The 26,355-nt window shown below is 38.1% G+C and carries 25 protein-coding genes; 8 read left to right on the top strand and 17 right to left on the bottom strand.

What is annotated here, in order from left to right; translation table 11 throughout:
- Window position 1 precedes the first annotated feature (1 nt).
- The 10 genes from AAEY62_RS09555 to dnaK form a co-directional block, all read right to left on the bottom strand.
- Window positions 2-958 (bottom strand): porin, encoded by a 957-nt coding sequence (locus AAEY62_RS09555; protein WP_222714202.1) that lies wholly within the window; start codon window positions 956-958, stop codon window positions 2-4.
- A 174-nt stretch (window positions 959-1,132) separates the two neighbouring features.
- On the bottom strand, window positions 1,133-2,497 hold the full coding sequence (locus AAEY62_RS09550) for a sigma-54-dependent transcriptional regulator (RefSeq protein WP_024591799.1): 1,365 nt from the start codon (window positions 2,495-2,497) through the stop codon (window positions 1,133-1,135).
- Window positions 2,490-4,220 carry a sensor histidine kinase gene (locus AAEY62_RS09545; RefSeq protein ID WP_024591800.1) on the bottom strand — a complete coding sequence of 577 codons (1,731 nt, stop codon included), beginning with the start codon at window positions 4,218-4,220 and terminating at the stop codon, window positions 2,490-2,492. Before AAEY62_RS09545 ends, AAEY62_RS09550 begins: the two co-directional genes overlap by 8 nt.
- A gap of 170 nt (window positions 4,221-4,390) precedes the next feature.
- A complete protein-coding gene (locus AAEY62_RS09540; RefSeq protein WP_010553937.1) occupies window positions 4,391-4,654 on the bottom strand; it encodes a CBU_0592 family membrane protein in 264 nt (87 codons plus the stop codon).
- A gap of 203 nt (window positions 4,655-4,857) precedes the next feature.
- Window positions 4,858-5,109, bottom strand: coding sequence for a hypothetical protein (locus AAEY62_RS09535; RefSeq protein ID WP_007585454.1), 252 nt, complete (start codon window positions 5,107-5,109; stop codon window positions 4,858-4,860).
- A 147-nt stretch (window positions 5,110-5,256) separates the two neighbouring features.
- Window positions 5,257-5,625: a response regulator gene (locus AAEY62_RS09530; protein WP_010553939.1), complete on the bottom strand. Its 369-nt coding sequence runs from the start codon at window positions 5,623-5,625 to the stop codon at window positions 5,257-5,259.
- Between the two features lie 92 nt (window positions 5,626-5,717).
- A complete protein-coding gene (locus AAEY62_RS09525; protein WP_024591801.1) occupies window positions 5,718-6,122 on the bottom strand; it encodes a DUF1761 domain-containing protein in 405 nt (134 codons plus the stop codon).
- A gap of 150 nt (window positions 6,123-6,272) precedes the next feature.
- Complete coding sequence (ybaK, locus tag AAEY62_RS09520; RefSeq protein ID WP_024591802.1) at window positions 6,273-6,734, bottom strand: Cys-tRNA(Pro) deacylase; 462 nt, start codon at window positions 6,732-6,734, stop codon at window positions 6,273-6,275.
- Window positions 6,735-6,831: 97 nt separating this feature from the next.
- Window positions 6,832-7,971 (bottom strand): molecular chaperone DnaJ, encoded by a 1,140-nt coding sequence (gene dnaJ / locus AAEY62_RS09515; RefSeq protein WP_010553942.1) that lies wholly within the window; start codon window positions 7,969-7,971, stop codon window positions 6,832-6,834.
- Window positions 7,972-8,173: 202 nt separating this feature from the next.
- On the bottom strand, window positions 8,174-10,087 hold the full coding sequence (gene dnaK / locus AAEY62_RS09510) for a molecular chaperone DnaK (RefSeq protein ID WP_024591803.1): 1,914 nt from the start codon (window positions 10,085-10,087) through the stop codon (window positions 8,174-8,176).
- 239 nt (window positions 10,088-10,326) lie between these two features.
- Between dnaK and AAEY62_RS09505 the strand changes: the two genes are divergently transcribed.
- Complete coding sequence (locus AAEY62_RS09505; protein WP_010553943.1) at window positions 10,327-11,142, top strand: thioesterase family protein; 816 nt, start codon at window positions 10,327-10,329, stop codon at window positions 11,140-11,142.
- On the opposite strand, the gene AAEY62_RS09500 is transcribed toward AAEY62_RS09505, so the two are convergent.
- On the bottom strand, window positions 11,131-11,877 hold the full coding sequence (locus AAEY62_RS09500; RefSeq protein WP_350634858.1) for a substrate-binding periplasmic protein: 747 nt from the start codon (window positions 11,875-11,877) through the stop codon (window positions 11,131-11,133). The two genes, AAEY62_RS09505 and AAEY62_RS09500, sit on opposite strands and share 12 nt — an antisense overlap.
- Before the next feature lie 164 nt (window positions 11,878-12,041).
- Between AAEY62_RS09500 and AAEY62_RS09495 the strand changes: the two genes are divergently transcribed.
- The 3 genes from AAEY62_RS09495 to AAEY62_RS09485 are packed head-to-tail and all read left to right on the top strand — an operon-like array spanning window position 12,042 to window position 15,468.
- Window positions 12,042-13,208, top strand: a complete 1,167-nt coding sequence (locus AAEY62_RS09495; protein ID WP_010553945.1) for a paraquat-inducible protein A — start codon at window positions 12,042-12,044, stop codon at window positions 13,206-13,208.
- Window positions 13,205-14,860 (top strand): intermembrane transport protein PqiB, encoded by a 1,656-nt coding sequence (gene pqiB / locus AAEY62_RS09490; RefSeq protein ID WP_024591805.1) that lies wholly within the window; start codon window positions 13,205-13,207, stop codon window positions 14,858-14,860. The genes AAEY62_RS09495 and pqiB overlap by 4 nt, the downstream gene beginning before the upstream one ends.
- The gene (locus tag AAEY62_RS09485; protein ID WP_024591806.1) at window positions 14,860-15,468 is read left to right on the top strand and encodes a PqiC family protein; all 609 of its coding nucleotides are present in this window, start codon (window positions 14,860-14,862) and stop codon (window positions 15,466-15,468) included. Before pqiB ends, AAEY62_RS09485 begins: the two co-directional genes overlap by 1 nt.
- A 58-nt stretch (window positions 15,469-15,526) precedes the next feature.
- Here AAEY62_RS09485 and AAEY62_RS09480 read toward each other — a convergent pair whose 3' ends face one another.
- Both AAEY62_RS09480 and AAEY62_RS09475 read right to left on the bottom strand, forming a co-directional pair.
- Window positions 15,527-15,745 (bottom strand): GNAT family N-acetyltransferase, encoded by a 219-nt coding sequence (locus tag AAEY62_RS09480; RefSeq protein WP_257983253.1) that lies wholly within the window; start codon window positions 15,743-15,745, stop codon window positions 15,527-15,529.
- A gap of 332 nt (window positions 15,746-16,077) precedes the next feature.
- Window positions 16,078-16,233, bottom strand: coding sequence for a hypothetical protein (locus tag AAEY62_RS09475; protein ID WP_374703132.1), 156 nt, complete (start codon window positions 16,231-16,233; stop codon window positions 16,078-16,080).
- A 317-nt stretch (window positions 16,234-16,550) separates the two neighbouring features.
- Between AAEY62_RS09475 and AAEY62_RS09470 the strand changes: the two genes are divergently transcribed.
- Window positions 16,551-17,933: a Na+/H+ antiporter NhaC family protein gene (locus AAEY62_RS09470; RefSeq protein ID WP_024591807.1), complete on the top strand. Its 1,383-nt coding sequence runs from the start codon at window positions 16,551-16,553 to the stop codon at window positions 17,931-17,933.
- Window positions 17,934-17,993: 60 nt separating this feature from the next.
- On the opposite strand, the gene AAEY62_RS09465 is transcribed toward AAEY62_RS09470, so the two are convergent.
- A complete protein-coding gene (locus AAEY62_RS09465; RefSeq protein ID WP_024591808.1) occupies window positions 17,994-20,876 on the bottom strand; it encodes an insulinase family protein in 2,883 nt (960 codons plus the stop codon).
- 238 nt (window positions 20,877-21,114) lie between these two features.
- Here AAEY62_RS09465 and AAEY62_RS09460 point away from each other — a divergent pair, with 238 nt between their 5' ends.
- Window positions 21,115-21,531, top strand: coding sequence for an MAPEG family protein (locus AAEY62_RS09460; RefSeq protein WP_024591809.1), 417 nt, complete (start codon window positions 21,115-21,117; stop codon window positions 21,529-21,531).
- A 67-nt stretch (window positions 21,532-21,598) separates the two neighbouring features.
- On the opposite strand, the gene AAEY62_RS09455 is transcribed toward AAEY62_RS09460, so the two are convergent.
- The gene (locus AAEY62_RS09455) at window positions 21,599-22,339 is read right to left on the bottom strand and encodes a peptidylprolyl isomerase (RefSeq protein ID WP_024591810.1); all 741 of its coding nucleotides are present in this window, start codon (window positions 22,337-22,339) and stop codon (window positions 21,599-21,601) included.
- A gap of 248 nt (window positions 22,340-22,587) precedes the next feature.
- On the opposite strand from AAEY62_RS09455, the gene AAEY62_RS09450 reads away from it, so the two are divergent.
- Window positions 22,588-22,773, top strand: coding sequence for a hypothetical protein (locus AAEY62_RS09450; protein WP_350634857.1), 186 nt, complete (start codon window positions 22,588-22,590; stop codon window positions 22,771-22,773).
- 88 nt (window positions 22,774-22,861) lie between these two features.
- Entirely contained in the window at window positions 22,862-24,493 is a 1,632-nt protein-coding gene (gene ushA / locus AAEY62_RS09445; protein WP_024591812.1) for a bifunctional UDP-sugar hydrolase/5'-nucleotidase UshA, read from the top strand.
- 26 nt (window positions 24,494-24,519) lie between these two features.
- Here the strand turns inward: ushA and AAEY62_RS09440 are convergent, their stop codons facing one another.
- Both AAEY62_RS09440 and AAEY62_RS09435 read right to left on the bottom strand, forming a co-directional pair.
- Window positions 24,520-25,464: a hypothetical protein gene (locus tag AAEY62_RS09440; RefSeq protein WP_024591813.1), complete on the bottom strand. Its 945-nt coding sequence runs from the start codon at window positions 25,462-25,464 to the stop codon at window positions 24,520-24,522.
- Window positions 25,457-26,323 (bottom strand): type 2 periplasmic-binding domain-containing protein, encoded by an 867-nt coding sequence (locus AAEY62_RS09435; protein ID WP_029751213.1) that lies wholly within the window; start codon window positions 26,321-26,323, stop codon window positions 25,457-25,459. The genes AAEY62_RS09440 and AAEY62_RS09435 overlap by 8 nt, the downstream gene beginning before the upstream one ends.
- Window positions 26,324-26,355 lie beyond the last annotated feature (32 nt).

Below are 26,355 nucleotides of genomic sequence, written 5' to 3'. Positions count from 1 at the left end.
TCTAAAACTTGTATTTAAGACCAAGCGCAACACTGCTGTCGTCTTGTTCTTCTAAATTAAGATCGGTATATAAAAGATAAGCTGTAGTTTGCTTATCAAATACATAATCAAGGCCTGTGCTCCATTGCGTTGCCTCAGATGCTTGACGAAGAGTTGAGTCATCTTTAGCAAATTGAATTTTTGGCACCCACTTATCAAGTGTATAACTGGCACTTAATACGTAACCATTGCCCGACTTTGTGCCATCTACTGATTCTGAATGTTGGTATAACGCACCAAGTTGTAATTGTTCGAACTTATAAACACCGGCAATTCTGCTTGCAGTAATATTATTAAGTGAATCAACATGGCTTAACGATAAGTAATATGGCGTATTATTTAAATTACGATCACCATAAATAAGCGTAGCAGCAAAGCCTGCTTTATCGTCTTTATTGTCATCTTTTGGCGCATAAGTAAACGAAAACTGCGTATTATGCCAATAGTTTGAGGTGTAAGTTATAGTATCACCGAGGCGGTCTTGGCCTGCAATAACCTGTGCCATATCGGCTTGAGTTTCGTTAAAGTTATCGAGTTTACCTTCAGAGTATTTAAAGCGAGTGTCGTTACGACCTACAACAACTTCACCAAAAGCACCTTTTAAACCTAAGTAAGTATTACGTGCAGTAAAAGGCTCTTGCGTATCATCTTCTTCAAAACCTTTAACTTGTACCTCATATTTAAAAACAGCACTTAAATATTCGTTAAGTTTATGATCGCCCTTAATACCAATACGCGAGTATGGCGCTTCAATTTGAGTACCCTCTTCGGCATAACGCATTATGCCCGTATCAGTACTGGCAATTTGTACTTCGGCTTTACCGTATACAGCGTACTCTGCAGCAAAAGATGTGTGTGAAAATGTAGCTAAGCAACCATAGGATAGAAATAAAATACAGGTGTGTGTAGTTTTTGTCATCGTGTGCCCTAATTATTAGAATCTACTTGTTGTAGCGCTAATAAGGCAACTTTACTGCCAAGTGTATAAAAGCAATCTATTTCAATAGCTTACTAAAATAAGTCGTTTAATTTAAATAAAAGCGTGTGAATTACCACACATAAGAAAGTGGGTCTTGTCACCAAACCCACACATTTAGTCAGTAAACATATCTCTATTAAGATTGTATTTACTCATTTTATCGTAAAGTGTTTTACGAGCAATTTGCAGTGTTTCCATGGTGTTTTTAATACTGCCGTGGTTTTGCTCAAGCGCGTACTCAATAAGTGACTGCTCATAAAAAGAGACTTTTTCAGATAAGCTTAAATCGGGAGATAAGCCACCTAATTGTTGTGTTTTAACTTCAGCAAAGGCAAGTTCGGCACCAAGTAATACAGCTCGCTCTGCTTGATTTCTTAGCTCTCTCACATTGCCCGGCCAGTCATAGGCAACTAACCGCTGTTGTATTTCGTAATTTACTGCCGCCGGCGGCTTATGATAGCGAGTTGCAGCAATAGAGCTAAAGTGTTTAAACAAAAGTAATATGTCAGCTTTTCGCTCTCGTAATGGCGGAATATTAACGTTAACCAAACTAAGTCTGTAATATAAATCAGCTCTAAAATCACCCTTTTCAACTAACGCAAGTAAGTCTACTTTTGTAGCTGCAACAATTCTGATGTTTAAATCAATTGCTTTGTTATCGCCTACAGGTGTTACTTTTCGCTCTTCTAATACGCGTAATAACTTAACTTGCAGTGCCATTGGAGTGCTTTCTATTTCATCTAAAAAGACCGTACCACCTTGTGCATATTCAAACTTACCTTTTCGACTTTGAGTAGCCCCTGTATATGCACCACTTGCTGCACCAAACAATTCGCTTTCTATTAACTGCTCTGGTACTGCGCCACAATTAATAGCAACAAAATTACAGCTAGAGCGATTACTCTGATCATGTAGATACCGCGCTACAAGTTCTTTACCTGTGCCAGTTTCACCTTCAATCATTACATCGGTTGGGGTATCTATAATTGTGTTTAATAAGTGCATCATGTGTTGCATTTTAGGTGTGTCACCTAGTATGCGTACACCTGGGGCTGAGGTTTTCTGTACAGCCACTTTTAATGCGCGGTTCTCCATAACAAGGCTTCGTTTGTCGCACGCTCGTGCTATGCAATCAAGAAGATGTTCGTTAACTGGTTTTTCAAATAAATCATACGCACCTAATTGCATCGCTTTAACTGCTATCGATACATCAGCGTAACCAGTTAAAAATATTACAGGGAGCTCACTATCAAAAGCCGTTATTTGCTCTAAAAGCGTTAAGCCATCCATGTTCGGCATATTTATATCGCTCAGCACAACTCCAGCAAAGCGCCTATTGAGTTTGCTAAGAGCGGTACTTGCGTCATTAAAGCAATCAACGGTGTATCCTTCGAGAGTGAGCAATTGCTTTAAAGAGTCTCTGATCATTGCTTCATCATCAATGACTATTATGTGATTACATGGAGAGCTGTCAATCATCTTTATTTTCCTGCCTGTTAGAGAGGCTAATTATAAATTCAGCCCCGCCTTCAACTCGATTGTGCGCGCTCAAACAACCATTAAACGAATCTATTATTTGTTTTGATATAGATAAACCAAGGCCTAAACCTTTACTTGATTTAGTACTATAAAAAGGTTCAAATAAATTACCAAATGCATGTTGCTCAATACCAGAGCCAGTATCTAAAATCGACAGTTTTACGCGCTCTTCAAAACACTCCAGCTGAAAACTTAAGTTACGAATAATTGCGCCATTCATAGCTTGGCTAGCATTAGTAATTAAATTAACGAGTACTTGTTCAAATTTAAGCGAATCGACCCACACAACGACTGTTTCATCAAATTGAGGTGGCTCTACTTGTACGTTATCTTGCTTTAACTGCGCGCTAGAAATCATTAATGCGTTATTAACAAGCCCTGCAAGAGGGTAAGGTCTGAGCTGCATTTTGGAAGGTTTACTAAAATGCTTTAACTGACCTACAATTTGGTGCACTCGATTAACTAATCCCTCAATCACTACTAAGCTTTCACCAAGTGCTGAAGTATTTCCTTTAGCTAATAAACGCTTTGCCGAAGCTAAATAAGTATTAATAGCACTGAGCGGCTGGTTTATTTCGTGGTTAATTCCTGCACTTAGCTGTCCTATTGTCGCAAGCTTTGCAGACTGCACTAAAGCCGTTTGTACTTTTTCCAAAGCCTGAGTGCGCTCAAGGACTTCAAGTTCAAGGCTATGTCTGGAGTACACCAGCTTTTTATAACCCGCAAACCGAGTTAATAAAATATAACTAATAATAATAACTAAGCTACAGATAATAAATACCCAAAATAAGCGAGGCAGTTGAGCTGAATTAACTTTTGTTATATCAACGAGTACGTTCATTGTGGCATTAAAATATCGTAAAGGTCTTTGCGACATTACGTAAAGTTTTTTATCTATTTTTAAATGTTTAATACCTTCATTAGAAAATTGAAACTGCTTTATATACAAAGGCTGATGATCTAAATAAGCCCGACGAGATTTAATATCTCTGCGCATCGTTATATCAAGCTCAGTGAAGCTGTTTAATCGCCACATTTGCATATCTGACATTGCAATTACCTCATCTGCAAGCTGCAAAAAAAAGTGACTACCCTTTGAAGTATTTAGAAGCTCTCTGTCATCCTCAAATTTACTTACATTCACTTTTAACACAACAACACCAATGGCTTTATTGTCGCGATATACTGCTTGTGAAAAGTAAATACCACGCTCTTTAGAGCGCATGCCTAATGCAAAGTACGCTACTTTTTCGCCTGCAAATGCACGTTTGAAATAAGGTCTAAACGCAAAGTTGCTACCTAAAAAAGTATAATCTGCTTGCCAATTACTACTGGCAATAACTTCGCCTTGAGTATTTAGAACAAAAATATCTGAGGCACCACTGGCTTGTTGAATATCAGCAAGGTAGTTATTAATAGCGTTATAGTGCTGTGGCTGCGCATCTACAAAGTCTATCATTAACGAGTTATAGGTAAGTAACTGGGGAATAGCAGAAAAACGAGCAAGCTCAGTATCAATATAGTTATTTAATTGCGTAACTTGGCGCTCAGCCTGGTAGGTTGCTTGCTCAACATCATGAGAACGACCAAGCCAAAACGTAACAACTAATATAAGTACGAGTAACACACAAACAGTAATGATTTTTTTAGAAAAAGAAAACATGAAGAACTCGCAAAAAATAGCCAAGAAAATTTTAGGGCGCTAGTGTAACGGCTAATCTCTAGCAGAGATATAAACTTTTTGTTAACAACAGTTTTAAAGTGTTTAAAAACAAAAATCGCCGTAAACAACTATGTTTACAGCGATCTGTTTAGCATTAAATTAAAAAACAATTAATTTGTAGCTAATGTTGATCTATTTTTAACATATTTATATAAGCCAATTAACGACGCTGCAATCCAAAATATCTCGATTACAAAGCTCGCTAAATTAAAGTTATAACAAAGGCTAATTAACAGTAAAATTGCCCCTGTTAAATTCATCATATTATACGTTAAGCTAGCTGGAGATGTTTTACCTAGCTGCAGTAAAAAAAATGAACCAACTACTAAAAAAGTACCTGTCATGCCTATGATGTCAAATAAGAGTGCTATCACGAAACTATCCTTTATCCATTTTTAAATAACCCAATAAACTGGCCCGATCCATGGGGAGGGTATTTTTTCATTCATTGAAACAGCAAACCGGGCGATTCTATCAATATGGTAAATTCTAACAAGGCCATATGTCCGCATGCACAAGGCTTTATACTTATTCGCTTAATTAAGTATTATTGCGGTTTAGTATTACTTCATATACCTTATTTAAAGGTTACTTTGCCGCCAATTATTTTATAGGCAGGCGCACCGCGAATAATCGCTTCTCGGGCAAATGGCCGGCTACAGTTAGGGCAAATACAAGCCTCTGTTGTAAAGTCTTGGCTAATACGCTCTTTAAAGCACTTAACTAATGCTCCTTTCCCCCCTTTTCGATATTTAAATAAAGAGGCTTTACAAGCAGAGCAAAAAATATCAACCGTTTTAGTAGGGCCTTTTTTGTTGGGTTTTGCCATTACGTCCTGCGGTATTATATAAAGAGTAATTAGCAATTATATCAGTTTAGATGGGTAAAGGTTACCACCTCTGACTTAGAATTTAGATACGGCAGACTTAATCTATAAAGGCCCATTAAAATATAGCCCTTATAAAATAAACACATTCTAATCTTTAAAAAAGAAGCGGTTTAACTGAGATGACAATACATTCATATTAAAAGGTTTGACTATAAACCCTGATACCTTAGCTGCAATAACTTGCTTAACTTTATCTGTACTGTCTTCACAAGTAACCATTAAAACGGGAATATCAGCGAGTTCTTTATCTTTTCGAATGTTAGTAAGTAAACTAACGCCATCCATTTTTGGCATATGAAGGTCAGTAATAACCAAATCGAAATGCTGGTTGCGCAGAAATACCAAAGCTTGCAATCCATCAGTTGCTTCAACGATATTGCTATACTCTAGTTTTCTAAGCATATTAATTAATACGTGTCGCATGAGTGGCATATCATCAACAACTAATATTTTCATTAGTTTCTTTACCAAATTGTATAAATGGGATTATATAAAACTACTCTACTCGTAGATAAGGATCAAATTTGGATTTGCTGATTATTTAAATCTTACGGCCATATTCCTAAAATGAGCCCCATTAACGAAAACTGTAAAATATGGTACCCCCCGTTAATTAAAAAAAGCTTTAGAGGGCGTTGCTCAAATATATAACTCAATCCAAATGAACTACTGATCCAAAAAAAGCCGATCACAAAGCCGGTTCCTATACTTTCACCTACGCTTGCATCCTTACCTAAAAAAAGAGATAGCATTAAAGCCGCTATAAAAACTAAAAAAAAACTGCCACCAAATATCAACTTAGGGTTAGCCGATTGTAAATCCAGATCAGTTAAGCCAATACTTTCTAGCCATGCATTTTTAAAGAGAGCTTTTGAATACCATATACCACCAAGCATAAAAGAAGACAGTGCAGCCACTAGTATCGCAAAATAATCAACATCTAAAAGGTTCATACAAACAGCCATATACAAAAAGTGTAATACCGTTTGGTATTAAATATTAACGGTATAAAGATACTCCCAATGTAGTTATAAATAGGGGATTGAGCAAATGGCCTAACTTAAATTAATTTTTGGTATAGAAGGTAATTATAAAAATAAAATTTATAAATCGCCAAATTTTGCATTGGTCAATAAGGCTAAATCAGTTGGCGAGAGTGCTATTTCTAAGCCTCTTTTTCCGGCGCTCACATAAATAGTGTCAAAGAGAGAAGCACTGCTATGAATAAACGTAGCTAGACGTTTTTTTTGTCCAAGCGGACTCACCCCTCCTAAAATATAACCGGTACTAACTTGTACTTTTTGTGGGGCAGCCATAATTACTTTTTTAGCACCACATAGTTTAGCTAACTGTTTTAAATTAACTTGTTGAGATACAGGCGTTACAGCAACAATCAGATGCCCTTCATGTGTTTCAAGTACTAAGGTTTTAAATACTTGTGCACTGTCTAAATTTAACTTTTCAACGGCTTCAAGCCCGTAATGACTATTATTCTTATCGTGCTCATAACTGAGTACTTCAAAGGTTTTTTTTTGCTTTTTAAGCAGATCTATTGCTGGTGTCATGCTGTTTCATCTTTTTTATTCACAGTAACAAAAATTAAGTTTAAAGCAAAAAAAACGACGCTAAAAGCGTCGTTTTTTTGTTCATAATAATTTAAATTTATTTAGTTAAATCATCAAAAAACTTTTTAACACCGTCAAAAAAGCCTTGCTCTTTAGGACGGTTTTTAGAGCTATCTGTGCCCATGCTTTCATCTAACTCTTGAAGTAGTTCACGTTGACGCTCGTTAAGATTAACTGGCGTTTCGATTACCACTTTACAAATTAGATCGCCTTGGGCACCACTGCGTACAGACTTAACACCTTTGCCACGCATACGGAACATTTTGCCCGTTTGAGTTTCAGACGGTATTTTAAGTTTTGCACGACCATCAAGTGTTGGCACCTGAATTTCGCCACCAAGGCCTGCTGTAGTAAAGCTAATTGGCACTTCACAATATAAATTATTCGCTTCACGTACAAATATTTCATGTTCACGAACCGACACTTGCACATACAAATCGCCCGATGGCGCGCCATGCATTCCGGCTTCGCCTTCACCCGTTAAGCGGATACGGTCACCTGTATCAACGCCAGCTGGAATTTTAACTGAAAGCGTTTTAGTTTTTTCTACGCGGCCTTGTCCATGACAGCTGTTACAAGGATCTGAAATAATTTGACCTTGTCCCTGACACGTTGGACACGTTTGCTGAACAGCAAAGAAACCTTGGCGCATTTGCACTTGGCCAGCACCATGACATGTAGTACATGTTTTAGGTTTAGAACCCGCTTTAGCACCACTGCCATCACATGGCTCACAACCAACCCATGTAGGTACTTTAATTTCAACTTCTTTACCACGAACAGCTTCTTCTAAGCTTAAGTCCATGTTATAACGTAAATCAGATCCACGTTGTTGACGAGATTGACGTCGACCACCGCCGCCACCAAAAATATCACCAAATACGTCGCCAAATACATCACCAAAGTCGCCATGTCCGCCACCAAAACCACCGTGACCACCGCCACCACCTTGTTCAAAGGCTGCGTGACCATGTTGGTCATACATTTGACGTTTTTGATCGTCGGTTAGTATTTCGTACGCTTCTTTAACTTCTTTAAATTTTATTTCGAGATCTTTATCGCCTGCGGTACGATCTGGATGATATTTCATCGCTAAGCGTTTATACGCTTTTTTTATGTCTCGCTCACTCGCATCTTTGCTTACGCCGAGGACTTCGTAATAATCGCGTTTTGACATATCTATCACACTACTCTTTTCTGTTTACAGCGTAAGCTGCAGGATAAATCGATAAATCGCATCGATTTATCATTGAATTTTTAAACCTTGAATACATGCAAAAGGCGCGACAAGCTATTGCTCGCGCGCCTCAATTGTTCATCCTAACCTAAACACCTAACTGAGTTAAGTGTTTTTGGCTAGCGAGAAGCGGTAGCAACAATTACTTGTCGTCTTTCACTTCTTCGAACTCTGCATCAACAACGTCGTCGTCTTGCTTAGTTGACTGTTGTTCGCCAGCGTCTGCTGAACCTTGCTGTGCTTTCGCTTGAGCAATTTCCATTAGTTTTTGAGACTTTTCAGCAAGAGCTTGAGTTTTAGCTTCAATCTCTTCTTTATTGTCGCTCTTAATTGCAGCTTCTAAATCTACAACAGCAGCTTCAATTGCTTCTTTGTCTTCGTTTGGTAATGCATCGCCAGCTTCTTCAACTTGCTTACGTGTACCGTGAACTAAAGCGTCAGCTTGGTTACGAGCAGCTACAAGCTCTTCAAACTTTTTATCGTCTTCAGCATGTGCTTCTGCATCACGAACCATCGCTTCAATTTCGTCATCGCTTAAGCCTGAAGATGCTTGAATCGTAATTTTTTGCTCTTTACCTGTATCTTTATCTTTAGCAGATACATGTAAGATACCATCGGCATCAACATCAAATGTTACTTCGATTTGCGGTGTACCACGTTGTGCTGGACGAATACCTTCTAGGTTAAATTGACCTAGAGATTTATTGTCGCTTGAACGTTTACGCTCACCTTGAAGTACATGGATTGTTACAGCAGATTGATTATCTTCAGCTGTTGAGAACGTTTGCGATTTCTTAGTAGGAATCGTTGTGTTTTTCTCAATCAGTGCAGTCATTACTGAACCCATTGTCTCAATACCTAGAGATAATGGAGAAACGTCTAGTAATAGTACATCTTTAACGTCACCAGCAAGTACACCACCTTGAATCGCTGCGCCTACGGCTACTGCTTCATCAGGGTTAACATCTTTACGAGGTTCTTTACCGAAGAACTCTGCAACGATTTTTTGTACTAAAGGCATACGTGTTTGACCACCAACAAGAATAATGTCGTTGATGTCGCTTACTGATAAATCAGCATCAGCAAGTGCACGTTTAAGTGGCTCAATTGTTTTAGTTACTAAATCTTCAACTAGTGACTCAAGCTTAGCACGTGTTAGTTTCACGTTCATGTGCTTAGGACCAGATGCATCAGCAGTTACATACGGAAGGTTTACTTCTGTAGACTGTGCAGATGAAAGTTCAATTTTTGCTTTTTCAGCAGCTTCTTTAACACGTTGCATTGCAAGCGGATCATTTTTAAGGTCTAAGCCTTGATCTTTCTTGAATTCAGCTACTAAGTAGTTGATTACGCGGTTATCGAAATCTTCACCACCTAAGTGAGTGTCGCCGTTTGTAGCAAGTACTTCAAAAGTGTGCTCGCCTTCAACTTCATCAATTTCAATGATTGATAAATCGAAAGTACCGCCACCTAAGTCATATACTGCAACTACGTTTTCGCCACGGTTTTTATCCATACCGTAAGCAAGTGCCGCAGCCGTTGGCTCATTGATAATACGTTTAACTTCAAGACCCGCAATACGACCAGCATCTTTCGTAGCTTGACGTTGTGAATCATTAAAGTATGCAGGTACTGTGATTACGGCTTCAGTTACTTCTTCACCTAAGAAGTCTTCAGCTGTTTTCTTCATTTTTTTCAGTACTTCAGCAGAAATTTGTGGTGCAGCGCGTTTTTCGCCGCCCGCTTCTACCCATGCATCGCCGTTATCAGCTTTAACAATTTTAAACGGCATGATGCCGATATCGCGTTGTACTTCTTCGTCTTCAAAACGACGACCAATTAAACGCTTAATTGCAAATAATGTGTTTGTCGGGTTAGTAACCGCTTGACGCTTAGCAGATTGACCTACTAATGTTTCGCCGTCCTGCGTATAAGCAATAATAGACGGGGTTGTGCGATCGCCTTCCGCGTTTTCAATAACACGTGCTTTGCCACCATCAAGTACTGCAACACAAGAGTTTGTAGTACCTAAATCTATTCCAATAATTTTACCCATGAAATCTCTCCAACTTCAATATTCGTTAAACGTTCGATGACTAGTAAATAGGGTTGCTCCAAACTTATTTCAACTGTAAAAATGAAAAAAAATTCATTTTTTGTGATTTATTTACAAAATAACCCTAATAATTGTAAGGAATGGTGATTTTTACACCGCCAGGGACGCTTTTAATTACTGGTCTGACTAGTTTGATTGTGTTATAAATTTATTAAATAGCACTACAAAAGGACATCTTCATGCATTTTGAGCAACTACTTCAACAAGCGGAAAAAATTGGTCAAGCCGAAAATACAGAACAATTAAATAGTACAATGCAATTTCCAGAAAACTGGTGCCAAGGCAGAACTGCTTTTGGTGGGCTTTCAGCCGCACTGTTGTATCAAGCAATCAGAGGTAAGGTAACGGATGATCGTCGCTTACTTTCACTCAGTACTAATTTTGTAGGACCATTACTTGCCGATACTCCTTTTTCTTTATCAATTGAAATACTGCGCCAAGGTAAAAGCAGTACACAGGTACTCGCCAAAGCGATTCAAAATGAACAAGTGTGCGTAATTGTACAAGCGTGTTTTGCTAAAAGTAGAGAGTCGGGTATTAATGTGCCTGTTTCAAAATCTTTGGGTTTAAAGCCAGTAGATGAGCGCCATACATTACCTTTTATAAAAGGTCAGATGCCTGAATTTTTTCAGCATGTTGATTTATGCCCACAGCAAGGGGGTATGCCATTTAGTAGTGCAGAAACCTCTCACTTAGGTGGCTGGATGCGCTTTAAGCACACCCCAGAGCAAATTACAGAGGCTCATGTTATTGCATTGACAGATGCATGGCCGCCAACACTTTTACAAATGTTTAAACAACCCGCTCCTGCAAGTAGCATGTCGTGGTATTTAGAATTTGTACAAGAGCCAAACTTAACACCCGGCGAGTGGCTTGGCTTTGAAGCAATCACTCATCATTCAAAAGATGGTTACGGTTTAGAGGATGGCTGTATATGGTCGCAGTCGGGTGAGCTAATAGCGCTTACACGTCAAACAGTGGCTTTATTTGATTGATGATTGGGTTTGGCCTTCATCAACAATCCTTTTATAAGTACCATTTTGCTTGATGAGCGCCAAACCAATATCAAACTCAGTAGCTAAAGAGAAGTTGTTAAAATAAGCAGGTCGATCTGCTTTTGGAAATAAAGTGTAAATTTGTACAGCTTCGGGGGATTTATGCCGATTGTAATAATAGTAAAAAATACGCTTATCTAACACAATTACATCAACCCAACCTTTTAACAGCTTATCTACCTGCGCTTTTTGATTAATAACCTCTTGATATGAGCTAAAGTGTTTAACATTCCTTTTAAATATAGGAGGCAGATATGCCGTTGCATTTTGAAAAGCAAGAACATTTTTATTAAACATGTCTTCTATTTTATCAATGTTATATTTATTTCGCTTGAGTGTAATAGCTACATTTTCATAACTAAGTACCGTTTTACTTGGATAAATACCAGCACTAATTCCTCCAGCATAATTTAAAAGTATATCTACTCCTTTATTATGTAATTGATGCTCAGCGCGTTTATTCGACATATATTGCACATTAATATTAGTAAATCCATTGGCCTTTAACGCGGCTTTTATTAAATTTAGGTGTATACCCGAGTCCGTTTTTACAAAAACATAGGGTGGAATTGATGCGCTGGCAGCGATCATTACCTCTCGCTCTTTATTAATAGCCACAGCATTTTGCGAGCAAAAAAAGAGCCACATTAATATGTAGTAAAAATAATATTTCACACGCTTCCTTTATATAACGAACAGCTTGATGGCAGAACGCGTTGTATTAATGTATTAAATATAGCAAAATTGAAGAAATATTCTTCTTGCTTGGTATTAAATTGCAAACTGTATGCCCCTGCTGCGATCTGATCATAGATATACCTCGCATAATCGCAAAACAAATGGCGATATGCCCACATTGCCACCATAAACTTTGCGAAGCCGATGTTAATCACGATAGTCGTATAGTTGCACTAAGCTTTAGCGCACTATTAATGCTGCTGAGCAGTATGTTTTACCCTTTTATTTCTTTTAGCAGTAGTGGTATTACTCAAACTATTACTCTGCCCGACGCGGCTCGGATTTTATTTAATTACGATAGTGAACTGCTTGGCTTATTTATCGATTTGAGCATTATCGCTCTGCCTATGGGTTTGCTTCTTATTTTAATTCCTTTGCATCTTGGGCTTTTAAAAACATTACCAGAGGGCATAGCAAGGCGACTACTAAAGTTCACCCTTGCGTTAGAACCGTGGATTATGTCGGAAATATTTTTAATTGGCGTACTTGTTAGTATGGTTAAAATCATGTCGCTGGCTGATATTAGCTTTGGCACGAGTTTTTGGGCTTATGTGGGGTTTGTTATTTTATACATAGCTGCGCTTGTTCACTTAAATCGCCCACGCTTATGGGCTCAAATAAAGCCTGTAAAAGTACTCGAAGGCGCAGAGCATGCTAAACGTGCAATAGATGAAAATATTAAAGCCTGCCATGTGTGCCATCAACTATGTACCGGTAATATTTGTCAGCGTTGCCATACAAAAACGCACGTTAGAAATCCTTACAGCGTACAAAAAGCAGCAGCTTGGCTAATTACCTCTGTTGTTTGTTATATTCCAGCTAATGTTTTGCCTATTATGCATACCACTAGTCTTGGGGATGAATCCCCTTCGACTTTAATTGGTGGTGTTATTACTCTTTGGAAAAGTGGCTCCTACCCTATTGCCGCTATTATATTTTTAGCCAGCGTTGTGGTGCCACTTGCTAAAGCTTTTGTATTGAGCTTTTTATGCTTTATGGTAACGAGACCTGCCAATAGACATACAAAAAGTTACACCCGAATTTATCAACTGACTGAGTTTATTGGAAAATGGTCGATGATAGATGTATTCGTGGTTGCTATTTTAGTTGCCTTAGTTCAACTGGGTAATTTAATGTCAGTAACACCAGGATTAGGCATTGTATTTTTTACAGTTATGGTAATATGCCAAATGATGGCTGCCCATGCCTTTGACCCACGCTTGTTGTGGGATTCCCCTAAAAACAAAAAATCAGAGAACAAAGCATGACCGAAACTGCCGAAATAACAAAAGAACCGAAAATTTCCGCTATCTGGATCATTCCGGCAATTGCGCTGTTAGTGGGCATGTGGATGTTATACCAATACCAAGCTAATAAAGGCCCTACAATTTTTATCGAGATGCCACAAGCCGAGGGCATTATTGCAGGTAAAACTGAAATAAAAGTGCGCAGTGTAAAAATAGGTCAAATTGATCATGTTCGACTATCAGACACCCAAGACAGCGTTATTGCCCGTGCACAAATAGACAAAAACTACAATAACCTATTAACTGATGATGCCAAAATTTGGGTCGTAAAGCCACGCATTGATGAAACGGGTATTAGCGGAATGAGCACGCTATTATCTGGTGTATATTTAGAGTTTTCACCCGGTGAAAGTAAAGAGCTAAAAGAGCGTTTTAAATTACAAGACGAACCCGCCCTCATTGGTAAAGATGTGAAAGGTGGCCGTTTCAAATTAATGAGTTACAACGCTGAAGTGCTTGATGTGAGTACCGGTATATTTTTCAAAAATTATAAAATAGGGCAAATAGAAACCGCCACTTTTGATTGGGAAAACCAAGCAATGAAGTACGGCGTATTTATTAAAGAGCCTTATCAAAATCTCATCACCATGAACTCTATTTTTTGGGTGAACGCAGGGATTGAAATTGACCTATCTGCCGATGGCATCAATATTAATACGGGCTCTTTAAGTAAACTTTTAAAAGGCGGCATTTCGGTTGGCTTACCTGAACAACAGGCCCCGGGTGAAATAGCACAAGACGGACATAGCTTTTCATTAAGCCAAAGCTATAAAGAGGCGCTAGAAGAGCGCTTTTACGATTTTGATTACTACCTCATTGAATTTGAACAATCAGTTCGAGGACTACGCCCAGGTGCTCCTGTCGAATATAGAGGTATGCGTGTAGGTACTGTTGTTGAAACCCCTGCCAATGTAATTATTGACGGTAAACCTGCCCACTTTAGAAACCATAATACGGCGGTTCCAGTACTTATAAAAGTAGAATACGGACGCTTGTATCACGACAGTGCCTCAGCTAAAGAGTATTGGCAAGGTAGTTTAAAAGGCTGGATTGAAAGTGGTATGCGCGCCTCGTTAAAGCCTGGTAATTTATTAACGGGTGCAGTGTACGTTGATTTTGATATATACCCAGATGCACCGCAAGCACACCTAGGTAAACTTGTACAGTATGATGTTTTTCCGAGTATTTCTAGCGGCATAACCGTATTAGCAGACCAAGTCTCTGACGTACTTAATAAGGTAAATAACTTAAAAGTTGAAGATAGCTTAGAACAAATGCAAGCCACATTTACCGATTACCGAGCGCTTGCTAATGAAATGCGAGAGCTGCTAAGCCAAAAAGATACACAAAACTTACCAGGCGACTTTAATCGTAACTTCGAAAAGATGACAAAAAGTATGGAGCAGTTTGAAGTAACTATGCGCCAATTTGATAAAACCATGGCCAGTTACCAAGCAGGTTCTGAACTTCATCATCAAATACAGCAAACATTAAAAGAGTTTAAACGTTTAAGTGAGGGCCTACAGCCTCTAACTCGCGGATTAAACGAACAACCTAATATGCTAATTTTTGATAAATCATTACCAGCAGATCCAAAACCAAGGAAGCAATAATGAAATCGTTATTTTTAACTGCAAGTTTATTATTACTATTGGCAGGTTGTAGTTCATCAATACAAACTGCCACACAGTATTATCAGTTTGAGCAGCCTATTGGTGCATCGTCTCGAAATGTGACAGACACAGACGCACAATTAAGAATACAAACAGTTGTACTTAGAGGTGCTCTAAATAATTTAGGTATTGCTATGAAAATAGATAGCAACCAAATTCATGCTGCTAATTACAACTTGTGGGGCGAATCGCCGGATGTAATGCTTACTACAACAGCCCAGCAAGCTCTTTTTAATGCTATGCCAAATTGGATGGTAATAAAGGGCTTACCGGTCATTACTGAACTCGATCAACAAACGTTTTATGAACTGGAATACGAAATTCACCACTTTAATGGCGATATGAAAGGTAATGCTGATATCTCTGGGCTTTGGCGTTTATATTACACACACCCAGAAACAGGCCGACGCCTTATAAGTATTCATAACTTTTCGCAATTGGTCCCTATTGATGATGATGGATACGACGGCCTGGTTTCGACACTTGAAGCAATATGGCTAAATATAAACCTAAATGTTGCAAAACAAATAGAACAAGCAAGACTTTAATCATTAAGTGAAAATATAATTACGGCGGTTTTATCATTATTGATAACCGCCTTGCCCTCTATTTTAAAGCCCAATTTAACAACACATTCTGCGATGCCCTATTATCTGGTGATGTTATTGCACACAGTTTTGTAATTCCAAATTCATGCTTATGGCGCAAAAGTGCGCTGGCCGCTTCAAAAACATAGCCTTTTTTTTCAAAACCACTTACAAGAGCAAAACCTAAATCAGGTTGTTGTAACGCTGCTCGCTTATAAAACCCAACAACGCCAACCACTACAGCATTATGCAAAGTAATAACGTAAGGCCCAAAGCCTTGGTATTTATGAGAAGCAATAAATGACTAGGGCCTGTTGACCTTTCAGGATTAAAATTTGTTCAATCTAGGGGCGATTTAATCGCGGCGTGAGGTTTGTAACCTAGTGGGCTAAGTAAAAACCGAGCAACAAAGAGTTAATTGCCCCTAGGTAGAACCCTTCGGGCAGCGCATGTTTGGCATTTATGCTGTGTTATCGCCTATTTATGGGGAATAACCACACTACATAGGCTCTGCCTTGCCTAAATACCAAACATACTGCTGCAAATTTAACCTCGAAAGATAAACAGGCCCTATAATATACGACTGGCATCATCAAGGGTATAAATTGCTTTATCGCCAATGTGCTTTATAAAACTAGCCTGATTAACTAGCTTAAGTAAAACAGCTGCATCAAACTCATTTGCATGGCGCAACAACAGTCGATTTGTTTTAAATACTGCGTTCAATGTAAGTTCCTCTAAAAAACTTTGTTTTGCATGTAACTTTTTGTTGACTGAAATTAAAAAGCGGATTATTTTTGCGCCGATGTTTTTACAGGCACAACAATAGCGGTTTGCACTCCTTGCACCGTCTGGCGCCAAAGCCAACGCGTTTCATTTAAACAGCTATTTAACATAACTGTTTATGTATCCCTCCCACGCGTACAAAAGCAGTGACTTGGAAAATGATTTAACAACAAACTTATCATCTTCTTTGTTTTTGTATAAGCGGCTTGAAAATTAATTTAATTTTTATGCATGCTTTTAATTTTGTGAATACTTAAATGCTTGAACCTTCTGCGTTGAGTTTACTACCACCGTTAGTGGTGGTTGTATTGGCTGTTGTATTACGCCGCCCTATTTTATCTTTACTTATTGGTGCTTTAGTTGGTTTAGTTATAGCCGATCCTGCACAGGTACTTACTAACTTTGCGAGTACATCGCTAAAAGTAATGACAGACGAAACCATCGGCTGGCTAATACTTGTATGTGGTGGTTTTGGCGCTTTAATCGCACTGTTAGTACGCACAGGTGGCGCATCAGCTTTTGGCAAGCTAGCTCTTAAGTACACCAAAGGTAAGCGTTCATCGTTGTTCATGACCTTTTGTTTAGGTGTGGTTATTTTTATTGATGACTACTTAAATGCGCTTACTGTGGGTGAAACCATGAAACGCATTACCGATAAATTTAAAGTTAGCCGTGAGATGCTTGCTTACGTTGTTGACTCAACTGCGGCACCAATTTGTGTGCTTGTCCCTTTATCTACCTGGGCGGTATTTTTTAGTGGCTTATTGGTAGATAACGGTATTGCTGAAGAAGGCAAAGGTATTGCTGTTTATATTCAAGCTATTCCGTACATGTTTTACGCGTGGTTTGCAGTGCTTGTTGTTTTACTTGTTGTGTTGGGTGTTATTCCTGCGATTGGTCCAATGAAAAAAGCAGAACAAATGGCGCAAATTGAGCAAGCTCAAGTCGATCCAGCTCAATACAATAACGTTCAAACAGCAGATGAATACGCAGTAAAAGCAGCTGAAGAAAACTTTGAAGACGCTGATCCTAAAGGTAAATTACGTAACTTTTTAGTGCCGATTATTTTACTAATCGCATTTACTGTTTACTTTGAAATAGACGTATACAAAGGCTTACTAGCAACAATGGCGGTCACTCTCCCGTTTTATGCGCTACAAAAATTAATGAGCGTAAGTGAAATGATTGAGCGCATGCTTGATGGCTTTAAAAGTATGATCCCCGCTATTGGTACTGTTATAGCGGCGTTTATATTCAAAGACGTATGCGACTTAATTGGTTTGCCTCAGTTTGTTATTGGTAGCTTAAGCCCTTATATGACCGCAGCATATTTACCAGCCGTGGTATTTATTTCAATGGCTATTTTAGCGTTTGCAACAGGGTCGAGTTGGGGTATTTTTGCTGTATCAATTCCGATTGTTATGCCACTGGCTAATGCGGTTGATGCAAACATACCACTGGTCATTGGTGCGCTATTATCGGCTTCTTCTTTTGGTAGCCAAGCGTGTTTTTACTCAGATTCAACCGTACTCGCAGCGCAAGGCTCTGGTTGTAATTTAATGAGCCATGCCGTTACACAATTGCCTTACACGCTAATTGCTGCGGCATTAGCTGTTATAGGCTTTTTAATAATGGCTTAATAAATAAAAACCCCAATGTAGCAATACATTGGGGTTTATTTTTAGCTGTATAAATAAAGCTTATTTTTGTAGTTTAATTCCATTGTAATAGGCATCAAGCGTTGTGATTTTAGTTTGATTTGGTAAATCGGCAAAGTCACTTTCTATAAACTTAGTACCACGTAATTGCACATTTAAACGTGCGGCATTAGGATTAAGCATTGTTTGCTTGTAGTAGTCTTTTATATCTGCAAGCGTTACTTTTTCAACTTCATCAATCAGCTTTTGCTTAGAATCAAAGGTAAAGTTTTCACGGTACCAATCGTTTATAAGTGGGCTCATTTCGTCACTTAAGTTTTTAGGCTGCTCTTTAAGCGATACTAGGGTTGAATTTTTAAGCTGCTCAAAAGTCTCTTCGCTCATGTTATCAAGTTCAACTGCGTATTCTTTTTTAAACTTATCAAAACGAGCTTGTATTTCTTTAGGACCTTTAACCGGTGTTTGAATATACAAACCAATTGCAGAGTAATCCTCGATTGGGCGAGCTAATGCACCTACTGCATATGCAAGTTGCTCCTCAGTTCGCATTTTATCAAACGCAACTGTTCTAAAGTGACTTTGTAATACAGCCGCTTCTGCTTTTTGTTTGTAACCCGCAACAGGGTGAACGGTCATATCAACCACCGCTACATCAGCTACATCAATATCTTTTTGCAGTACCAGCGTTTCGCCCGGTTGTGGTAACCACGCTTTGCTGCGCGCAAATTCACTGCGTTTATGGTTGCTTGGTAGCGTTGCACTTAATTCGTCTGCAATCGCGTCTATATCTTGCTGATTGTAGTTACCGTAACTAAATACGCGTAAATCGTTTTGTGCAAACGTAGCTGTTTTTAATTGTGCTAAGTCGGCAACACTCACTGAGTCAGCGGCTTTAATAAGCGCGTCTGTATCAAAACCACCTGTACGCGTTAGTTTTGAATACTCGCCAAATGCTTGTGCATACGGAAACTGTTTTTGTTGGTTTAGTAAATTACGTTTAAAGCGATCAACTGCTTGGCTAAATGCTTGTGCTGTTTCATCGGCTTTTAATCCGGTTAAAGCTTGTTTAAGCAATACATTTTGTTTGTCTGTGAAACCACTCATAGATAAAACAAGACCATTACTCGGCGCAAGGCCTACACTCATACCAGCGATTGCTGCTTCGGTACTTAACTGACTTTGTTGAATATTGTATAAATCAGCCCAAACAGAATAAAGTACTTCTGCTTTAATATCGTTCAAACCTGGTTGAGTATTTATATAAACTTCGACAAGCCCTTTTGGCTGCTCTGCAAATTTTTGACTTGCTTGGCGCCATACTTTTACACCATTTTTATCGTAAGCAAGCTCAGGATGTTTTTGCTCTTTAAAAGCTTGAGTTTTTATTGCAAAATTTTCAGGCAATAAATTGTTTACAGTCGGTAGTGCTAACTTAAATTCGCTTGGTTTTTTCCAGCTTGCAATCTCTTGTTCGCTAATGTCACTGATGCGATATTTACCGTCGTAAAAGTGTAGTTGTGAGTCTGTCTCTTCTTGCTGCGATACATACCAAATACGAAGAGTATCGGCATTTAACTGCTCAAGTACTTTATTTACAGCATCAGCGTCAAATTTTGCATAATAGTAAGGTGCATTAATAGCGTGATTTAACGGATAGTCTTGCATGCTTTGTGTAAGTGAACTTACATAATTAAACTCATCACCTTTTTCTAAAAACTTAAACTGGTTATTTAGTGATGTACGAATTTCGTTGAAGTACTTGCTATCAACGCCCTCTTTTTTAATTAAATCGATGTACTGCATGATAGTTGCAACTATTTCATCACGATTTTTCATGCCTTCATCTGTAAGCTCTGCGTTTACGTTTAATGACCCGTAGTTACCATATTGATTTGGTGCAGCTGAAGCTGACAACTGAGATACCCACCCTTTGTCACGAAGCAGTTGCGCTGGGCTGCCCGGCATTTCATTACTTAGTAAATACGCTACAAATCGATTTGGTTTAAGCGCGAATTCGCTATTATTATTAGCAATGGTGAAATCAAGTTGTAGCTGTTTTACATCTTCATTTGGTGCATAAAACACGCGTTTTCCGCCAGCGTTATCAAAATCAAGTTTTGCAGTTACTGCTGGTTTTTCGATGTTTTTATTTTTTATATCAGCAAAGTATTTTTGTGCTTTTTGCTCCATTTCAGCAATAGGTAAATTAGAAATAAGCGCTACTTTCATAACATTTGAAGAATAATATTTATTATAAAAATCAACCGTTTCTTTGTGAAGAGAACTATTTTCTTTGTCACCAAGTGTTTCTAGGTTACCAATTAAAAAGCGATTAGCGGGGTGATCGCCCATCATTTTACGCGCGAGTTTAAATTGACCAAAAAAGTCCATTTCGCGACGCATTGACCACTCTGCGTTTACTGCATTTTTTTCTTTGTCTGTGTATTCAGGGTATAACTTAGGTGCTTTGAAAAAGTCGGCAAAACGGTCTAGCCCTTCATCAAACGCGTCGTTATTAATTTTAAACATGTAATTAGTAATATCGAGCCAAGTATACGCATTGTGCGCGCCACCATTCTTGGTCATAAAATCAGAATACCCTTTTGTATCTGGGTAACGATCAGTGCCTAAAAACAGCATGTGTTCTAAATAATGCGCCATACCCTGTTGCGACATCGGGTCGTGGAGTAAACCTACACCTACACTAAGTGCCGCTGCTGACTTTTCAGCACCCGGATCAGACACTAAAATAACTTCAATGTCGTTTGCTAATTTAAGTGTTTTATATTCGCGGTTATCGTTAGGGCTTACAACTAACGTGTCTGATAATAAAGAGGCCGGAGGCGCCACAGAAACCGAAGCTGTATTTGAACAACCACTTAAAACTGCAAGTGCGATAGCACTAAAACCAATAATCTTTTTCATTTTTGTTTTCCATTAAAAAGTATTGCGCAAAATAGCATGCGCCAATTCAAAGCAATATAGTTAAGCTAAACTAACATTTTCAATTAATAACTTTCTACAAAATAACGCTATTTTGTGTAACACATTGTGAAAAATGTCTTCATAATCGGCTATTAGTTGCGAGTCTGCCAACCTTCGAGATTAAAAATCATTCAATATAAAAAGATACACAAACTCTAAATAATAATAAGGAAAAACAATGGAAAAAATCATCATACTTGCCATGTTTGCACAAGTTACGCTTTCACTGGTTGTAATGCTCATTATGGGTAAAAGGCGCTTTGCAGCAGCTAAAAACAAACAGCTTGATTTAAGCGATTTTAAAACAATGCAGTTAGATAAGGCTGGCGACACTATCAGGGTTGCAGATAGAAACTTTTCAAATCAGTTTGAAATACCTGTACTTTTTTACGCGGGATGTTTACTTGCACTACAGCTAAATAGCGCCAGTACACTTGTGGCTGTACTGGCCTGTTTATTTGTAGCAACACGTATTGTGCATAGTGTTATTCATTTAGGTGAAAATAACGTACGAGCACGTTTTAAAGTGTTTTTACTAGGTTGTGTTTGTGTGTTTTCAATTTGGCTAGCGATGGTTTGGCGAGTGTTACTTTAAATAGCAAAGTTTAATAATGGTAATGTGGACGGCTGGTTTACGCCATCCACATTACCATTAATTTTAATTATTTAGCACGTTTTAAACGAGGAACCGCAAGTAAAAAAGCACCTAACAGCCAAATTAACCCGCCGCCAGAACTGCTACTAGAATCTGTTGATGAGTTAGAATCAATTAGCGTATTTTCAGTAACAGTAAGACCTGCGGCTGAATTAGGATCATCATCCATTATCGCCACATTTTGAATAGTCACTAAATTAGCACTGCTAATTGTTACATCAGTGCTTGCACATTGTTCAGCAGTAATACCAACAACGGGTGTTTCACCACAGTGTACTAATGCTGCAATTTTATCTAACGTTGATTGGCTTGCTGCAGTAATTTGTCCAAACACAGTAAAGCCACCGTTTTGGGTATCAAGTGCTGCACTATTGTCTGTAATATTAAAAAACCACTGGCTCGTTGCACTATCAGCATTACCCGATAGTTTAGCCATCGCAATGGTGCCCTTAACATTAGAAAAAACGGGTTCATTTTCTACAGCAGGTTTTGTGGTAATCGCATCTAGCGAGTCAGAAAATGTAAATCCCCCCCCTTGAATAACAAAGTTACTAACAGAGCGGTGAATTACTGTTTCGTTATATGAATCGTCTTGAACGTAACTTAAAAAATTTGCAACTGTTTTAGGTGTTTGTTGATCAAACAAGTTAATTTCTATGACACCTTGGCTCGTGTTCATTTCGACAATAGTGGCAGCACTTGTAAAGCTTGCTGCGGCGAGTACTGAGCCAAGTAAAAGTTTTTTCATGTTGTATTCCTGTTGTTATATTTTTAGATAATTGTTAATGCGTTAACACATTAATGCCATAGGCGATTAAAATCGATTCTAAAGTGAGAGTTGATACAAATTAGACCGTGTTGATAACAAATTAATTACATATACCATTACTTATATTCTTTTTAGCTATATAAATCTAATTATTTAAAATTAAATCATCTTAAGAGTATGGCTACTTTTTGTTACCTTTAAAAAACACAAAACAACAGGATCTTATAATGCCACACACTAAACATGTAATTTGCGACTTTGGTTTACACAAAGGCGAACCCTATACAAAACTGCCAGCAAGCTTTTTAACCTGGATGATAGGTACTAATCACCATAAGCGAGAGTATGCGAATACGGAGTTGAAGCGTCGTGAACGTGCTGCCACAAACCAATTAACAGCCCCTTCCAAATAAAATGTAAAATAAGTACGTTTTTTTAGCATAGAACTAGTTTAAACTAGCTGCCTGATAAATTAAGTAGACCTTAATCCATAGGTATTTTATGCGTATAATTATTTTATTTTCGGTTATTTTTAGTGTACTTGGATGCACATCTCCTGCTCCTGAATCCGTGTTTAGCGCTACCCCGACTAAATATTTAACTGTTCTTCATACTAATGATAACCACGGGCGTTTTTGGCAAAACGAAAAAGGCGAATACGGTATGGCCGCTCGCAAAACGTTAATTGACTCTTTACGCAATAAAGCTCAAAAGCAAGGTCATGCAGTATTACTACTCTCTGGTGGTGATATAAATACAGGTATTCCTGAGTCAGACTTACAAAAAGCAGAGCCTGACTTTAAAGGAATGTCGCTGATTGGTTACGATGCAATGGCATTGGGTAATCACGAATTCGACAACCCTATTGATGTATTGAAGCAACAGCAAAAATGGGTGAATTTTCCTTTTCTATCAGCCAATATATTTGAAAAGGAATCAGGCGAACACGCGTTTGATAGCTATAAAATATTCAAAAAGAATGGATTAACTATTGCTGTTATTGGTTTAACAACAACCGACACAGCTAAAATTGGTAATCCTCAATATATTGGGCACTTAGAGTTTAAAGACCCTGTTGATGTTACAGCAAAACTAGCTAAAGAAATAAAAGCTAAGTACAACCCTGATATTACAATCGCCCTGACTCATATGGGTCATTATGTTGATGCTAGCTTTGGTATCAACGCACCCGGTGATGTAACACTTGCTCGCTCACTTCCTGCAAACACGCTTGATATGATCATTGGTGGCCACTCTCAAGAACCTGTATGTATGAGCGATACAAATGTAAATGACGATAGCTTTAAACCAGGTCTTGCCTGTAAACCAGACAAACAAAACGGTACTTACATTATGCAAGCCCATGAATGGGGTAAGTATGTTGGTAAAGCTGAGTTTAAGCTTGAAAATGGAAAATTAACGTTACTAGACTACAAACTGATGCCAGTTAATTTGTATGTAGATAAAGTACAAGCTGATGGCTCAACTAAAGCAGTATTAGCAAACGAGTACATTAAACCAGACTCAAAACTTGAATCTTATTTAGCGGTATACCAAGCTAAAGGCGCTAAACAAATTGAAGGTACCATTGGTGAAGTAGATGCTCGCTTAGAAGGTGACAGAAACAAAGTTCGCTACCAACAAACAAATCTTGCACGCGTAATTATTCAAGCTCAAATGGATGTAGTGGGTGCAGACTTTGGACTAATAAGTGGTGGTGGTATTCGCAGCTCAATAGAGGCTGGTGAAGTGAGCTATAAAGATATTTTAAAAGTACATCCTTTTAAAAATCGTATTACTTACATGGATTGGCAAGGCAGTGATTTATGGGACTATTTAAATACAGTAACGAGCTTCCCACCGGATGCTGGCGCTTATTTGCAATACCATAAACTATCGTTTGAGCGTAAAAATAATCAGTTAGTTAATGTTGTTATTAACGGCCAACCTTTGAACAAAAATAAAACTTACCGTATGAGCTTAAATAGCTATAACGCATCAGGCGGTGATGGCTATCCTGCGCTTACAAATAAAAAAGGCTTTGTTAGTACAGACGAAACAGATGCCCAAGCACTTCAAGATTTTATATCAAAAAACAGCCCTCTTAAAACGGCTGAATTTACTCCTAAATAGCCTCTAATAATAGGAAAGTAACCTTGTTACTTTCCTATTATTTCAATACTGCCCTTTTTAATATTTGCCAGCCCATAACTATGCAGACGAGAGCGAGAACCCTCCCCGTATGCTTTAGGTGGATAATATAACTCTTTTTCTTCGGGATACTCGCTGAGTACTTCATCTAATGCAGCACGTACTTCGCTCAGGGTTTTTTCTAGGCTATTATTAAAGTTAGGCCTTTTTCTAACTGTATGGCCGAGTTCGACCAACCTATAAAAATACTTGTTAGCAAGCTCTAGCAGCTCCTCTGGCACATCTTTATTATGACTAAGCGCTACATCATCGTTATTTGTACAATACTCTACAAGTGCTAAATAAAAGCACAATGGCTTATTGGCTAAACACATTTTTTGTTCTGTATTACAACTACTTGATAATGTTTTATCATTAAGGTCAACAATAAGTATCAACGGCGTAGGCTCTACAATTGATTGATGCTGTGCATTATTAAACTGCTTATTGCTCTGTTTAATAAACGCAAATTTCATCCAAAAACTAATCAACACACTTAATACTAAAAATATAAAATAGTAAATAAAATGACTCAATGTAAAGTGGGTTTGTTGGACGTTAAATACAACTAATACGAACCCATTACTAGTGCTCAAACTACGTATTATTTGGTGTGAGTTTACAGGTGTTACCATCTCGTTTTTTGGTGCAATAGCAACAACTTTGAGCTCGTTCGAATTAATGTAGCTGTTTAAAGTTTTAATGTAGCTGTTAACTGCATCTTTATTACCTGAATGCTTTAGCAGCTCATTCGATAAATCGAGTAATGGTAAGTCGAGTGCTATTTGCCTTTCTATCTGCGTAATTTTTTGTTTAGCTACTTGCTGGCTTTTTTGAGTTACAGAAATATAAAAGACAGACGACAAAATAAAAAACAAACTTATAATAACAAGTAATTGCTTATACTTACTCATCACCAGCCTCCTCTTTTAAGCCTACTAAGCTGGCGCCACAGCGCCAAAATGGCTGGACGTTTTGATAGTAATGCAAACTTTGATCTTTAGACATATCAAGCAAATTTTCCTGCACTGCGCATAATAAATCAGTGTTGTTTTGCTGCATTTTTAAATACCATCTTGTTCCAGAAATATTATTACTCAATGGCGTAATATAGTTTTTTGAAAAACGTTTTTCGTCGCTCTCTTTCCAAAACGAAGCAATAATATCTACTTTTCCATTAGCGAGTAAATCACGTAATTCGTTATGAGAGCTAGCATAAGTGATTTTCAAATTGGCTAAATTAATATCCAACTCTTTAAACGTTTGCTTTGGTAAAATATGCCCTGATCGGCTGGTCGGATAATCAAGCAAACCTATGCGCTTATCTAAAAAGTATTGTTTAGTGACTCGAGGTTTTTCTTTAGAAGATATAAAAAAAGCCGTGTAGTCAGAAAAACCAACAACGGGCTGGTAGTTATATGTCGACTCTGCTTTAAAGGCTGCCATAATATTGTTTTTAGCCAAAATTAAGTCAGCAATTCCTTTACCCACAAACTCAAAGCTGTCTGCCGTTCTATACCCCCAATACCCTTTTACAGAGCCATATTGCTTAGCCACCACGTTATCAGAGCATAACTTTTGTGTTAATAACTTAGCTATTTTTTTTGATTGCGTAAAAACAATTAATTGGCCTTTGTTACTTGTTGCAGTTGTTTGACACTCTGTTGAGGTTTCGATCATAACTGGAAAGTGTAATTCATCATTGTATACACTAACTTGACCGCAAACCCACGTAACGACCAATAATAGAAACAAAAATGTAACAATTAACATTTTGTGCAACACGATATTTTTAAAATTCAAAG

The organism is Pseudoalteromonas sp. GW168-MNA-CIBAN-0100, assembly GCF_040309225.1.
Classification (GTDB): Bacteria; Pseudomonadota; Gammaproteobacteria; order Enterobacterales; family Alteromonadaceae; genus Pseudoalteromonas; species Pseudoalteromonas arctica.
The sequence above is the reverse complement of the archived record's forward strand: the minus strand, read 5'-3'. Positions and strand labels throughout refer to the sequence as shown.

What these genes read in the sequence shown, in the direction of transcription:
- AAEY62_RS09555 (WP_222714202.1), bottom strand. Translation starts at nt 958, where the DNA reads ATGACAAAAACTACACACACCTGTATTTTATTTCTATCCTATGGTTGC.
- AAEY62_RS09550 (WP_024591799.1), bottom strand. Translation starts at nt 2,497, where the DNA reads ATGATTGACAGCTCTCCATGTAATCACATAATAGTCATTGATGATGAA.
- AAEY62_RS09545 (WP_024591800.1), bottom strand. Translation starts at nt 4,220, where the DNA reads ATGTTTTCTTTTTCTAAAAAAATCATTACTGTTTGTGTGTTACTCGTA.
- AAEY62_RS09535 (WP_007585454.1), bottom strand. Translation starts at nt 5,109, where the DNA reads ATGGCAAAACCCAACAAAAAAGGCCCTACTAAAACGGTTGATATTTTT.
- AAEY62_RS09530 (WP_010553939.1), bottom strand. Translation starts at nt 5,625, where the DNA reads ATGAAAATATTAGTTGTTGATGATATGCCACTCATGCGACACGTATTA.
- AAEY62_RS09525 (WP_024591801.1), bottom strand. Translation starts at nt 6,122, where the DNA reads ATGAACCTTTTAGATGTTGATTATTTTGCGATACTAGTGGCTGCACTG.
- ybaK (WP_024591802.1), bottom strand. Translation starts at nt 6,734, where the DNA reads ATGACACCAGCAATAGATCTGCTTAAAAAGCAAAAAAAAACCTTTGAA.
- dnaJ (WP_010553942.1), bottom strand. Translation starts at nt 7,971, where the DNA reads ATGTCAAAACGCGATTATTACGAAGTCCTCGGCGTAAGCAAAGATGCG.
- dnaK (WP_024591803.1), bottom strand. Translation starts at nt 10,087, where the DNA reads ATGGGTAAAATTATTGGAATAGATTTAGGTACTACAAACTCTTGTGTT.
- AAEY62_RS09505 (WP_010553943.1), top strand. Translation starts at nt 10,327, where the DNA reads ATGCATTTTGAGCAACTACTTCAACAAGCGGAAAAAATTGGTCAAGCC.
- AAEY62_RS09495 (WP_010553945.1), top strand. Translation starts at nt 12,042, where the DNA reads ATGGCGATATGCCCACATTGCCACCATAAACTTTGCGAAGCCGATGTT.
- pqiB (WP_024591805.1), top strand. Translation starts at nt 13,205, where the DNA reads ATGACCGAAACTGCCGAAATAACAAAAGAACCGAAAATTTCCGCTATC.
- AAEY62_RS09485 (WP_024591806.1), top strand. Translation starts at nt 14,860, where the DNA reads ATGAAATCGTTATTTTTAACTGCAAGTTTATTATTACTATTGGCAGGT.
- AAEY62_RS09470 (WP_024591807.1), top strand. Translation starts at nt 16,551, where the DNA reads ATGCTTGAACCTTCTGCGTTGAGTTTACTACCACCGTTAGTGGTGGTT.
- AAEY62_RS09465 (WP_024591808.1), bottom strand. Translation starts at nt 20,876, where the DNA reads ATGAAAAAGATTATTGGTTTTAGTGCTATCGCACTTGCAGTTTTAAGT.
- AAEY62_RS09460 (WP_024591809.1), top strand. Translation starts at nt 21,115, where the DNA reads ATGGAAAAAATCATCATACTTGCCATGTTTGCACAAGTTACGCTTTCA.
- AAEY62_RS09455 (WP_024591810.1), bottom strand. Translation starts at nt 22,339, where the DNA reads ATGAAAAAACTTTTACTTGGCTCAGTACTCGCCGCAGCAAGCTTTACA.
- AAEY62_RS09450 (WP_350634857.1), top strand. Translation starts at nt 22,588, where the DNA reads ATGCCACACACTAAACATGTAATTTGCGACTTTGGTTTACACAAAGGC.
- ushA (WP_024591812.1), top strand. Translation starts at nt 22,862, where the DNA reads ATGCGTATAATTATTTTATTTTCGGTTATTTTTAGTGTACTTGGATGC.
- AAEY62_RS09440 (WP_024591813.1), bottom strand. Translation starts at nt 25,464, where the DNA reads ATGAGTAAGTATAAGCAATTACTTGTTATTATAAGTTTGTTTTTTATT.
- AAEY62_RS09435 (WP_029751213.1), bottom strand. Translation starts at nt 26,323, where the DNA reads ATGTTAATTGTTACATTTTTGTTTCTATTATTGGTCGTTACGTGGGTT.